Source organism: Picosynechococcus sp. NKBG15041c, assembly GCF_055380235.1.
This window is the reverse complement of record NZ_AP040363.1, coordinates 1344602-1356932: the sequence shown is the minus strand read 5'-3', so window position 1 is coordinate 1356932 and position 12331 is coordinate 1344602. Positions and strand designations below refer to the sequence as shown.

10 protein-coding genes are annotated in these 12331 nt (G+C 48.7%); 5 read left to right on the top strand and 5 right to left on the bottom strand.

Annotated features, from left to right (window positions below; all coding sequences use genetic code 11):
- Positions 1-12 precede the first annotated feature (12 nt).
- From ACZ45B_RS06610 to ACZ45B_RS06600, 3 genes are all read right to left on the bottom strand, one after another.
- Positions 13-594 carry a thioredoxin family protein gene (locus ACZ45B_RS06610; RefSeq protein WP_024546226.1) on the bottom strand — a complete coding sequence of 194 codons (582 nt, stop codon included), beginning with the start codon at positions 592-594 and terminating at the stop codon, positions 13-15.
- A 76-nt stretch (positions 595-670) separates the two neighbouring features.
- Entirely contained in the window at positions 671-3742 is a 3072-nt protein-coding gene (locus tag ACZ45B_RS06605) for a PAS domain S-box protein (RefSeq protein WP_024546227.1), read from the bottom strand.
- A 95-nt stretch (positions 3743-3837) separates the two neighbouring features.
- Positions 3838-5451, bottom strand: coding sequence for an ABC transporter permease (locus tag ACZ45B_RS06600; RefSeq protein WP_081699665.1), 1614 nt, complete (start codon positions 5449-5451; stop codon positions 3838-3840).
- A 182-nt stretch (positions 5452-5633) separates the two neighbouring features.
- On the opposite strand from ACZ45B_RS06600, the gene ACZ45B_RS06595 reads away from it, so the two are divergent.
- Positions 5634-5879 carry a hypothetical protein gene (locus tag ACZ45B_RS06595; RefSeq protein WP_024546229.1) on the top strand — a complete coding sequence of 82 codons (246 nt, stop codon included), beginning with the start codon at positions 5634-5636 and terminating at the stop codon, positions 5877-5879.
- Between the two features lie 26 nt (positions 5880-5905).
- On the opposite strand, the gene ACZ45B_RS06590 is transcribed toward ACZ45B_RS06595, so the two are convergent.
- Positions 5906-6721, bottom strand: coding sequence for a YaaW family protein (locus tag ACZ45B_RS06590; protein ID WP_024546230.1), 816 nt, complete (start codon positions 6719-6721; stop codon positions 5906-5908).
- 101 nt (positions 6722-6822) lie between these two features.
- Between ACZ45B_RS06590 and ACZ45B_RS06585 the strand changes: the two genes are divergently transcribed.
- A complete protein-coding gene (locus ACZ45B_RS06585; protein ID WP_024546231.1) occupies positions 6823-7818 on the top strand; it encodes an NAD(P)/FAD-dependent oxidoreductase in 996 nt (331 codons plus the stop codon).
- A gap of 9 nt (positions 7819-7827) precedes the next feature.
- Here the strand turns inward: ACZ45B_RS06585 and hmpF are convergent, their stop codons facing one another.
- Positions 7828-9555 carry a pilus motility taxis protein HmpF gene (gene hmpF / locus ACZ45B_RS06580; protein WP_024546232.1) on the bottom strand — a complete coding sequence of 576 codons (1728 nt, stop codon included), beginning with the start codon at positions 9553-9555 and terminating at the stop codon, positions 7828-7830.
- A 446-nt stretch (positions 9556-10001) separates the two neighbouring features.
- Between hmpF and ACZ45B_RS06575 the strand changes: the two genes are divergently transcribed.
- From ACZ45B_RS06575 to ACZ45B_RS06565, 3 genes are all read left to right on the top strand, one after another.
- Positions 10002-11180: a response regulator gene (locus tag ACZ45B_RS06575; protein ID WP_096417699.1), complete on the top strand. Its 1179-nt coding sequence runs from the start codon at positions 10002-10004 to the stop codon at positions 11178-11180.
- Between the two features lie 165 nt (positions 11181-11345).
- Entirely contained in the window at positions 11346-11741 is a 396-nt protein-coding gene (locus ACZ45B_RS06570) for a response regulator transcription factor (RefSeq protein WP_024546233.1), read from the top strand.
- 57 nt (positions 11742-11798) lie between these two features.
- Positions 11799-12329 carry a chemotaxis protein CheW gene (locus tag ACZ45B_RS06565; RefSeq protein WP_024546234.1) on the top strand — a complete coding sequence of 177 codons (531 nt, stop codon included), beginning with the start codon at positions 11799-11801 and terminating at the stop codon, positions 12327-12329.
- Positions 12330-12331: the final 2 nt, after the last annotated feature.

The window sequence follows — 12331 nt, the reverse complement described above, 5'->3', positions numbered from 1 at the left end:
GGCCCCAGTCGTCTAGCCGAAATAGCTTGGGGCATTGCCCGGTTTCCATTTGATATTGCAACCAATGCTCGGTTTTTGGTTGGGATCAGGGGTTTCTTTCGCAAAAACAGCGGCGATCGCCTGGCGGAGATCAGCCCCTGTCACAGGCTGATTATTCCCTGGACGAGCATCATCTAATTGGCCCCGATACACCAGTTTTAAATCCCCATCAAACAAAAAAAAGTCCGGCGTACAAGCCGCTTGATACGATTTAGCGATCGCCTGGGATTCATCATAGAGAATCGGAAAATTTAAGCCTAACTCCGCCGCCATTTCCTGCAGTTTTTCCGGCCCATCGTCGGGATAATTTTCCACATCGTTCGCACTAATCGCCACAATACCGAGATTCTGGGGAATAAAATCAGTCCCAAGGCGTGCGAGTTCTGCCTGAATATGAATCACAAACGGACAATGGCGACAAAGAAAAATCACCAATAAACCCGCCTTTCCCCGAAAATCAGCCAAATTAACAACTTGATTTGTGGTCACATCCGGTAGGGAAAAATCCGGCGCAGGGGAGCCCAGGGGCAACATGGTCGATTCAGTTCTAGCCATAACTATTTTTCCTCAAGTATTCGAACACAAATAAAAAGCTCTATCCCGGCACTGTACCAACCAGACCCTAGAGCGATCAAGCGCGGTCTTCATAGACCCAAGTCAAATGTAACTGGGCCTGGAGAGTGTCTAACAGCAGGGAAAAATCCAAGGGCTTTTCTAAAAAAACATCAAAGCCCGCCGCAAAAACATCCGTATTATTATTCAGAGCGTCCGCCGACATCGCCACCAGGGGCATCACCTTTAAGTGATCCAATTGGCGAATCTGACGCACCATGTCGAGGCCATTCATCACAGGCATCATAATGTCTGAAATAATCAAATCCACTGGGTTCGCTTCCGCCGTCATAATGCCCTCTTGGCCATTGTCTGCCTCAAGGACAATAAAACCCAAGGGCATCAAAAAATGTTTAATCACAGCCCGGTTCACCCAGCGGTTGTCCACCACCAGGATCATTTGGCGTCGCCCCACATAACCGACAATTTCTAAATGGCAGTGGAAAAGATCCTCCGGTGAAGTTACTGGGGCACTCACAGAAACCTCTGGCAAATCGAGAGCAAAGAAAAAACAACTCCCCTGATCCGCTTGGCTTGTGACCTGGAGTTGTCCTCCCATCATGGCGACTAATTTTTGGCTAATCGCCAGACCCAAACCTGTCCCCTGGGGACGACTACGATAATCCCCAACCTGCTCAAAGGGTAGAAAAATTTTCTTGAGGTCTTCCGGCTCAATACCACAGCCAGTGTCGCGTATCCGAAACTGAACTGTATGGAGGTGCTGGGCCACCGAGTCTAGGGGCAATGTATCACCTTGGGTCGTTTGGCATTTCACCTCTAAGATTACGCTCCCTTTTTGGGTGAATTTAATTGCATTACCCAAGAGATTCAGAAGGACTTGGCGGAGACGCTGCTCATCGAACAGAAAATAGTTAGGAAGATTGGGATCGATGTCATAGTTCAGGAGGAGGTCTTTTTCTTTGGCTTTGATCTGGCAAATTTGGAGAATATCGAGCAGAAAGTAGTGAAACTGCACGGTGGAGGGTACTAATTCCACCCGCTGGGCTTCAATTTTTGAGAAATCGAGGACATCGGTAATGAGCCCAAGGAGATGATGACCACATTGTTCAATGATGCTGAGGCTATTTTGTTGGTCTGGGTTGAGGCTGTCGTCAAATTTGAGAATTTGGACATAGCCGAGGATGCCATTGAGGGGAGTACGCAGTTCATGGCTCATGTTTGCAAGGAACAAACTTTTGGCTCGGTTGGCTTCTTCGGCTTGTTTTTTAGCACTGCGGAGGGCGATTTCATTGGCTTTGCGTTCAGTCACATCGATCGCCATGGTGACCAAGAGTTTACGGCCATCGGGAAGCTGCCCCAGGGGAGAGCCACTAAAATCCCAGGTGCGTTGTTCACCGCTTTTAATCGTTAGGCAATATTCGCCGTCATGGGTGGGTTTTTCGATGTCATAGACTTTTTTGATTCGGTCGAGGTTGCTTAGGTGGTCTTCGCCATAGGCTTTTTTGGCCCAGGCAGCGATCGTCGGAATTTCGTCAGCATCGTAGCCCGTTTGATCTGTCCAAGCTCGGTTAAGCTGAAAAACTTCCCCATCGCTTGCATAGAGAATAATGGGAAAAGGAGCATCATGGATGGCGTGGTAGAGACGACGTTCACTTTCTATCAGGGCGGCATTGGCTTGCTTTTGTTGGGTGATGTCCTGGGCAAAGAGAAAAAACTGCCGTTGTCCTTGGGTAAAAAAAGTCAGGCTGAGTTGAATATCTATGATCTGGCCGTTGTGGTGGCGCCACTGCTGGATGAATTTAAGCCGTTGGCGATCGCCCCATTCCTGTAAACACTGCTGGGGATTGATGTCATCGGCAATGATCAGGTCAAAAATGCGACGTTGCTGAAGCTCAGCGAGACTATATCCGGTCATTTCTTCTAGGGCAACATTAGCTTCAACAAAAGTTCCCTGGTCATCGAGGACGGCATAACCATCGATCGCCGTTTCCATCACCGTACGGTAATAGGAAGCGTTATCGGCGATAATTCTTGCTCGATCAATTTCAGCAGTCTGGGCGATCGCCTCCACCTGACCCTGGTTTAACCGCAGCATCTGGTAACCCACCCCAACGACCGCGATGATCAACAGGCCCGATAAACCACCAATGGCGATCGCCAACTGGCGGATGGGAGCATTTGCCTCCCGCAGATCAACCTTGTGAATCACGATCCAAGGGATCTCTGGAATTGTCCCAAAGGACGCCCCAACAGTTTGGACTTGGCGATAGTCGATCCCCCGAACCAGTCCCTCTTCCCGGAGAATCGCTTGGCTGGCGAGGAGATCTTCTCGATTAAGAGGACGGGTAAATTCTAAAGGAGGGATTTGGCCCAAACGGAGGGGATTTAAATAGCGAATAATATCACCTTCACGGCGCACTAATATTGTCTCTGCCGTTGTGTAGGCTTCCGACTTTCGCGCTAAAAGGCCATAGAGAAAATCACTGGGATCTTTTTCTAAATAGACAGCCCCAACGAGCATATTATTCTCGTCATAAATATGGGAGAGCACCCCAAAGACAGGCCTTTTTTGATCCCCAAGGGTCAAAAGCTCCAGGTCAATAATTTGCACATCCCCGCCGACCCCCGCAAAGCGTCCATAGTCCCAAAAAGCGATGGGTAGCCGCTTGGGTAAAGGCTCGTCCTGTTGGCCGTTTTGCCAAACCATTTGACCACGACGATTAAAGAAAATAATCCGGCGGTAACGATAGTTCCCCTGGAGATCTGTGACGAGCTTGGAGAGTCTTGCTTCGTAGTCGTTAATTTCTGCCTCTGTACTGGAAGGAGACTCAAAAGTCTTGAGGCCATTGAGCACAACGGGGCGTGCTGCTACGACTCGGGCATCCCCTGCTCGCTCCTGTAGCCATTGATCAATTTGGAGTGCTTGTAGTTCGGCCACCGCCGACAGATTATTTTGTAAATTTTCGAGAAATTTTTCACTAAACCAGTGGAAACTAAAAATGCCGCCCCCAAACACGGCCAAGATGGCGATCGCCAATCCCCCCAGCAGATACTTTGTTCTGAGGTTCTGCTGCTTCAACAAACTTGGATCGGTTACTGTGGCGGGCGATCGAGAAGAGTTTTGAAACATTGATTCCCATGATCTACAGGGGCGAAGCAGTTCCAAACATCCGTAGACCAACACCTCTACATTGTGACGCAAGTTTAGTGAACACTCGTGATTTATTACGTTTGTTCATCTCGGGCATGGGCAATGCGCCAACTCAAAAAAATCACTGGGATTAGCCCCACCGCCAAAATGATTAGAGCGGGCACAGAAGCTTCCACAAGGCGTTCATCGGAAGCATATTGATAAACCTTGATCGCTAGGGTATCAAAGTTGAAGGGGCGGATTACCAAGGTTGCGGGAAGCTCTTTCATTACGTCTACAAACACGAGCATCGCCGCGGTCAATAACCCACTCCACATCAGGGGTGTATGTACCTGAATCAGGGTTCTTAGGGGAGTGTATCCCAAACTCCGGGAAGCATCATCGAGGGTGGGTTTAATTTTGCCCAGGCTAGTTTCGACTGTACCGAAAGACACGGCCAAGAAACGCACAAGATAGGCAAAAACCAAGGCAGTGATCGTTCCACTCAACAGGAGTCCTGTGGAGATATTGAATTGTTCACGAAAAAAGTTGGCGATCGCATTATCAAACTGACCAATGGGAATCAAGATCCCCACGGCAATCACTGAGCCTGGAATGGCATAACCCAAAGAAGAAATCCGGATCCCCAATTGCAGCAGCCAAAGATTACCATTGAGCCGCTGCCCATAGGCCAAAACCAAGGCGATCGCCACCGCCAAAACCGCCGTCAGACTAGCCAAAACAAAACTATGTTGAGCAAACTCCCAAAATTGTGATCGAAATTGAGCCTGGGGACGATTGAAGGCCATTTCTAAGAGGGTTCCCACAGGCACAACAAAACCCAGAAGAACAGGCACAGCACAAACAACCGTTGCAAGAAAAGCGCGCCAGCCCGCCAGTTCATAGGCCTGGGGCTTATTGTAGTTATTGCTGGTTTGATAATACTGGGCTTGGTGGCGAGACCATTTCTCTAGCACCAATAGCCCACCAATAAACAACATCAACACCGCCGCCAACTGGGCAGCGGCCTGGGGGGCACCCAAACCAAACCAAGTGCGATAAATACCTGTTGTGAAAGTTTCGACGCCGAAATATTGCACTGTCCCAAAATCATTGAGGGTTTCCATCAGGGCTAAAGCAACGCCCGCTGTGATTGCTGGTCGTGCTAAGGGCAAGGCGATCGCCCAAAAACTTTTCCAGGGGCCACAGCCCAAAACCCGACTTGCCTCTAGGGTTGTGACCGATTGCTCTAGAAAAGCGACCCGAGCTAAAAGATACACATAGGGATACAGCACAAGGACCAACATGACCATTGCTCCCCAGAGGGAGCGAACATTCGGAAACCAATAGTCCTGGGCCGACTGCCAACCGAAGAAACCCCTTAATAACTGCTGCACCCAGCCAAAATAATCCAAAATATCAGTGTAGATGTAGGCCAAGAGATAAGCTGGAGCCGCCAAAGGTAATAACAAAAGCACTTCCCAGAGACCCTTGCCCCGAAAACGACACATGGTGACCAACCAAGCTGTTGCCACCCCTAAAACCATCACGCCGCTGCCAACCCCAAGCATTAACCAGAGGGAATTTAGAATATAACGGCCTAAAACTGTCTCTACCAAATGACGCCACACATCCCCAGATGCCGTAAATACACTACCTAACACAGACAAAATGGGGAGGGCAATCAAGGCGGCGATCGCCAAGGTCATGGAAGTCCAGAAATTTAGCTGTAGACGTTTCAAAAGATTTTGCACAATGGAACAGAACAGGATCCCATTGTGAGACGAAGGGCAAAGTTAATGCAACTTATTAGCACCAAAGTCTGTGAACATCTAGGCGATAAAATAAAAAAACTGTTATTTCAGATAGATAAACTTCCATCGGCGACACCATGACCAATCAGCCTCAATTTTTAACCCCTGACGAATCCCTAGACGTTGATGCGGCTCAACTCACCAGTCCCGAAAAATTTCTGACCCGCCTGACCATCTCTTCCCAACGCTTACTGGGAATCATCGCCCAAGATTTAGACTGCTCCATAGAACAACTCAGTCATCAACAGATTATCCAGTGGTTTGAAAAAGATGCAAAAATTCGCCAAGAGCAGGGTCCAGAGACAGCGGTGCTCAAGTGGTAAAAAAACAAGCGAAAATTTTATTGTCCCTAAAGGGCCGGTAGGGGTTCCCTCGTCAGACGGATTTGGGCCAAAGTCACAATCATTGGAATAATTCGGCCATAGTTGGTGGCGATCGCCCGCCAGCCAAGATCAGCTAAGAACCAACCCCACAAAGCCGGAACCACGACCCCAACCAAATTTCGGGTTAAACCGTAGCGCACTGCTGTTTGGGTCAAACCACGCCTGCCCATTTGCGCTAAAACAAGGGAACTGAGCCCTGTAGTTCCCGCCTGGGTCGCCTGACGGGTTATAAAATAACGGGCAAACTGTTGGGCAATTTGTCGCATCAACAGAGCTTTTAAAACACCGCTGATCACCAAGGTACTACCTCCTTTTACTAAAATCTTTAGGGGATCATGCTGGAGTTGAGGAGGTAGTGCTTCTGGGAGCATAGTTTCTGCGAGCGATCGCCGCACTTTTTCAAGGAGTACCCGTTGTTCAGCACGGGGTAACTTTTCCCAAGCACGATTGGTCAAGCTTAAAAAAATTTCTGCTTCAATTTCTGTCGTTTCTAAATGTGTAGCACAGGGGATTTTGAGAAATTCTCCCACCTGAAACAACACTTGACGATAGGTCAAGCCCCCGGTGCGACGGCGGAGGACAGTTACCCCATCGGCGGCCAGAAACCGGAACCGTGCTTCAATACTTTTGATTTGGCGATCGCGATTTTGGCTACGAATGGCGCTGGGTTGAGGAGTATACCAATAATCGAGGGGATTAAATTTACGACTAAACAGAAGCTGGGTAAGGTGATGTAGCTCCTCATCGGTGGCTAATTCTAGGGCAGTGCGCAATTCATCCACAACAAACAATTCTCCGTAGATCCGCTCCCGTCTATTCTATATCTAGCCTTCCGGGAGTGACCCTTCTTAAAATAAAGCGCAGGTAAATAGGGAAAATATAGATGTTAGATGTGGCGATTATCGGTGCTGGTCTGGCCGGTATCCATTGCGGCCAGCAGCTCCAAGCAAAGGGTTTAAAGGTTGCCCTCTTTGATAAATCCCGGGGGATTGGTGGCCGTTTGGCCACAAGGCGAGTCGCTGATCAATCCTTAGATCATGGTTTGTCCTATTGGGAAATTGGCGGTGAGCACACTGCAGCCTTAACGGAAAAGTTAACGGCATTGGGTTTTTTGCAACCCTGGTCTGTGGCCACCACAGCTTCTGTAGATCCCAAGGATTGGCAAACCCTTGTAGGAGAACATCGCTGGATGGCCCCTGGCGGAATGACGGCGATCGCCAAATACCTAGCCCAAGATCTAGTGATCCATCGGGGACAACAGCTGACCACCCTCCAACCGATGGCTGATCACTGGGTACTGATTTTTGCCCAGGGAGAAACGGTCACCGCTAAACAGGTGGTTTTAGCGTTACCCCTGCCCCAGGTGATCACACTCACTTATTCTTTTATTACCGTGCGCGATCGCCCCCCAGAAGTTTTTTATGATCCAGCCCTCTCGTTGATGGTTGGTTATGGTGGCCTAAACCTTGATTTTCCCTGGCAAGGGCTCCATCTGACCAAACATCCCCTCTGGCGCACTATTAGTCGTGAAGGTGAAAAGCGATCGCCCTCAAATATGACCCTGGTTTGCCAAACCACCGGATCTTTTGCCAGTGCATACCTCGATAGGGCCGACCTCGCTCCAGTTGCCAGTCAGTTGCTCGAAAATCTTCAAACCCTTTTTCACCTGCCCCAACCTCTCTGGTGGCAGATTCACCGCTGGCGTTATGCCATCCCCAAAAACAGCAGTGGTCAGGCCTATTACCGCTTTTCTACGTCAGTGCCCCTCTTGGCCTGTGGCGACTGGTGTTTCGGTCATGGTATCGAAGGGGCGATCGCCTCTGGTTTAGCTACCGCGACATTCTTACTTGATTCCCTCAACAAGCCCACATTGCCCTAGTTCCATTGATTATGAAGAAGCTGCTTCACAGCCAACGAGATTCTCTAATTCTCCGGCCAACTGCTGTTGTTGATCATTAACTTCAAGAAAACGGTGTACTAAATTTTCGAGAGTCTGGATCGATGTGATCATTCCTTCAAAAGCCTGTTTTAGGGGAAGTAGCTGTTCCTGATAAAATTGAACCTTTCCTTGTAACTGCGCTTGTTCTTGTTGTTTTGCCTGATATTCGGCCCGCTTACGGTCGAGATTATCCTGTTGTTGGAACAATTCTTGCTCCTGGGGGAAAATAATCCCTTCCAAACGTTGAATGGTTTGACGCATTGCCTCTAATTCCCCCTCCAATTTTTGTTTGAGTACTTCGTCCTCTTCCCGGTAGTCTTCCAGGTAACTAATCACGGGGCTAAAATCGAGGGTCGGTGTCCCTTCCATCTCGATAATGCCCTGGCGACGCTTGAGAATTTGTAAATGTTGTTGAAGTACTCCCTGCCGTTCTCGGAGTGTACGACGCTGACCCACAAGGGTTTGGTTAAGCATTCCCAACTTTTCCTGTTCATCTTTGAGTTCATCTTCGAGCTCTTGAACTTGCATCACATTGTTTGAGTCAACTGCAGCTAAGGAGTCTCTCAGTTCACTCACTGCTTCATGCTGGAGGGTAAGTTCTTCTTCCTGGTCATTGACAAAGCGGATTAATTTTTCTAGTTCAGCCCGTAATTTTTCGACGGTATTTTCTAGCTCGCCGAGGGGCATTGTTTCTATCGCCGCTAAATCGACACCATAATGATTAAGGGCGCCGGAGCCTGTTGCTAAGCTTGTCAGTAGGTCTTGGAGATCTTCTTGGCGTTGCCGTGAGATGTCAACATGGTTGAGGTGTTGTTGTTTAATTTGGATGAGCTGCCGTTCGATTTGTAGTTGAGTTCTGGCACTATCTAAGGCTTGGCGTCGCTCTTCAAGATTTTTAGCTTCCGTTTGAACTTGGGTATTGAGGGTTTCGAGGTGGTGTTCTAGCTCTTGGAGTTGGTGTTGGTATTGTTCAAAATGCTTAAAAATGCTGGACTGCTGGGTTAGGGTCTGTAATAAATCATCGAGCTGAATTCTGAGTTCATTGGTAGGGCCATGGTCAGCTTGGTATTGCCTGAGAATCTGGTGAATTTTTGTGGCGATCGCCGGATCTATTCCTACACCGCTGACTTCTCCTTGGTGGTTAGCAAAACGCTCCTGTTCTCCCCGGAGGTGTTGCCAAGCCCCTTCAAGCTCCGCTTGCTTCCGGGCAAATTCGGCTTTAATTTCATCGGCTTCGGCCCTTACTTGTTCGAGAGCGAGCTTTTCTTCCTGGAGCTTTTGCAGTTCAGCTTCGGTTTCTTCGATCTGCTCAAGACGGGCGTTAATTTCGTCTTGACGACGGTTGAGTTCGTCGGCTTGGTAGGTCAGTGATTGTCGCCATTGCTCGATTTCTTCTTCCTGAGATTTAGATTTATCGATGAGGCGAGAAAAGTTCTGAAGAACTGTCAAGAGGCGATTTGTCGCGGCTTCTGGCGCTCCCTGAATCAGTCGATTGTTGCCGAGGTTGACGATGACAAGGGCCCCATCGTTAAAGCTATTGAGTTCGTCGGCAGCGACGAGTTCTTCTCCGGGGACTGCGCTCCAGCTTTTGTCATTGCGTTCACAGGCAAGCAATTTTATTTCTGTTTTGCCCCCCATAAACCCTTTGGTTTTTCTGACCTCTGCAAGGTATAGCACGTGAATTGGTCTCCCCCGAAATTGTGAGTGCCTGAGCGAAGTAGCGGTGAATCGTCAGTGAATCCAGAGTGTAAACTTCTTGGTTTGGGTCATGGGCGATCGCCTAAGTCTAAACCTGACTGGAGGACTGTCATCGCAACATGGGAGCGTCGCCAATGGTCAAAAAAGAATTTACAGCTAACCTTAACTCACTTTCAATGATTGTAGAAGATCATTGTACTGGCTCGATCTCCCTGGCTAGGAGTGTAATTTTTCGTGATTTTCTGACATGGATAGGAATAAGTTACCGTACCCTAAAAAACAATGGTTTATTAATTTCCATGGTGCTTGATTGGTTATTGCTTGACTTCATTATTGACCAGTCGATAGTCACCTAGGGGTTGATAGTGATGACCTGCCCCTATTTTAGCGCCCAGCTCTGATCTCCTTATTTTTCGAAAAAAGCCATGCAAGGGACTCTCAATGAAATTGATCTTCGTAGTATTTTGCAGCTCATTGAGCTAGGGCAACGCACGGGCCAATTGCTTGTCGAAGCGCGTAAACCGGTTGTCACCGATGACTCGACCTGGCGATCGCCCCAGCAAAACACAGCCCCCCTTTCCGCCTGGTTAGTTTTTTTCTTGAATGGTCAAATCCTTTATGCCACCGATGACCATTTGCCCAATTTACGTCGCTTAGAAGATTATCTCGTCCACTATCACCTCGGCGATGACCTTGGTAATCTTTTCCAATCGGCGGCGATCGCCCACAATACCATTCCCGAATATGCAGCCCTGTGGCTGCTCCTAGAAGAACAAATTCTGACCGTTGAACAGGCCCGGCAGATCCTCCAGGCCATGGTTCAAGAAACCCTCTTTGACCTTCTCAGCCTGCACCAAGGCTATTTCACTTTTCAACTGAGTACGCCGCTTTCCCCCCAGCTCACCACCTATACCGTTACCCCTTTTCTCTTTGAGACCATTAAAAAAGTCCAGAAATGGAAACAGTTCCATCCCCATATTCAACTGCCCCAGCAGCGTATCTTACTAACTCACCCTGAAAATTTGGCGGCAGCTCTACCCACAATGGCCTATCAAAAGCTGGCCCAATGGACGACTGGCAACACGAGTATCCGGCAGTTAGCGCGCTATCTCAATCGGGATCTGGTGGCCCTTGCCAAAGCACTCTTACCCTATATTCAACAGGGCTGGATGCAGGTGCTCGATCCTTTTCCTTCCCCGAGCAGCCTGCGACAACGCCCGGCTCAAGATGACCGCCCTCTTCAGATTCTCTGCATTGATGATGACATCACCATCGGTAAAACCGTTGAACATATGCTGACTCCCATGGGCTATGCTGTCCACCTTGTGCATGATCCCCTCAAGGCGATCGAAGCGATCTTTGACCTCCAACCGGATTTGATCCTCTGTGATATTGCAATGCCGAACCTAGATGGCAACGAAATTTGTATGATGCTGCGCCATGGCAAGCGTTTTCAAACGATGCCAATTATCATGCTCACTGGCAAAGAGGGTTTCCTAGACCGGATCCGCGCAAATCTGGCCGGGGCCACTGACTATCTCACTAAACCGTTTGGCCAACAGGAACTAGTCACCTTACTTGAAAAATACTTGACCGTTGAATAGACGACTTAATCTCGGTTTGTATTTTGACGGTAAGCCTAACCAATAGTCACCATGGGGGGATATGCTGTAGATTGCCCTAGGTCTACTTATCTCGGCACTTACTTTTGACGGTGTTAATGCTACTGTGATTACTACACCGGTGATTTTATTTCTAGGATTTCTGTAATGAGTAAAATTTTGGTTGTTGAGGACAGTATCTCCCAAAGAGAAATGATTTCAGAGCTGCTCAAAGGTAACGGCCTGGCAGTGGATGTTGCCGGTGATGGTGTTGAAGCCCTAGAAACCTTAACCCAGATGGCCAAAACCGATGTCGGTGCTTTACCGAATCTGATTGTCCTGGATATTGTCATGCCCCGGATGAACGGTTATGAACTCTGTCGTCGCCTCAAGTCTGATCCAAAAATCAAAACTATTCCCATCGTGATGTGTTCTTCTAAGGGGGAAGAGTTTGATCGGTATTGGGGGATGAAGCAGGGAGCTGATGCTTATATTGCTAAGCCTTTCCAGCCAGCAGAACTCATTGGCACTATTAAGCAATTACTCCGTAGTGGTGGCAATTAAAAGTTACTCGGGGCGCTTCTCCCTGGGGCTTTGATCTGTTTTGTTAGGTGAGCACCCATGACTGATAACAGTAATCCTGAGCAAAATTTAAATTCTTTAGAGGCCAATCTCAAGGAACTGACCAGTCCGGAAGGGGAGCTCCATTTGAAGTTCTGCTTGCCTTCGGGGATGGGCTTTGTGCTACCAGCGGTGGGCATCCGTGAGGTGATGCAGCAGTCGCCAGATCGAGTTACAGCGATTCCTAATGTTTCACCCTTGCTCCTGGGTACGATTAACCTCCGGGGCCAGGTGATTTGGGTGGCGGATTTGGGACAATTTTTGGGGGATACTGCCCCTCTTCGAACGGATCGGGCTGAAATCCCAGTGATTGCCATCGAGGACCAAGATATGTTGTTGGGTCTGGCAGTGCAGGAGATGCAAGGTATGGAATGGCGATCGCCTGAGGCCTTACAAATTCACCTCAATGACCTTTCAGATACAATGGCGCCTTTTATTCGGGGAGCTTGGCGCGATGAAGCAGACGACGAAACCCCCTGGTACTTGCTTGATTATGTTGCAATTCTTCGTTCAGCTCGTTGGGGCGCTTAGCT

Excerpts from the sequence above, each read along its gene's own strand:
- ACZ45B_RS06610 (WP_024546226.1), bottom strand. The coding sequence starts at position 594 with ATGGCTAGAACTGAATCGACCATGTTGCCCCTGGGCTCCCCTGCGCCG.
- ACZ45B_RS06605 (WP_024546227.1), bottom strand. The coding sequence starts at position 3,742 with ATGTTTCAAAACTCTTCTCGATCGCCCGCCACAGTAACCGATCCAAGT.
- ACZ45B_RS06600 (WP_081699665.1), bottom strand. The coding sequence starts at position 5,451 with ATGACCTTGGCGATCGCCGCCTTGATTGCCCTCCCCATTTTGTCTGTG.
- ACZ45B_RS06595 (WP_024546229.1), top strand. The coding sequence starts at position 5,634 with ATGACCAATCAGCCTCAATTTTTAACCCCTGACGAATCCCTAGACGTT.
- ACZ45B_RS06585 (WP_024546231.1), top strand. The coding sequence starts at position 6,823 with ATGTTAGATGTGGCGATTATCGGTGCTGGTCTGGCCGGTATCCATTGC.
- ACZ45B_RS06575 (WP_096417699.1), top strand. The coding sequence starts at position 10,002 with ATGCAAGGGACTCTCAATGAAATTGATCTTCGTAGTATTTTGCAGCTC.
- ACZ45B_RS06570 (WP_024546233.1), top strand. The coding sequence starts at position 11,346 with ATGAGTAAAATTTTGGTTGTTGAGGACAGTATCTCCCAAAGAGAAATG.
- ACZ45B_RS06565 (WP_024546234.1), top strand. The coding sequence starts at position 11,799 with ATGACTGATAACAGTAATCCTGAGCAAAATTTAAATTCTTTAGAGGCC.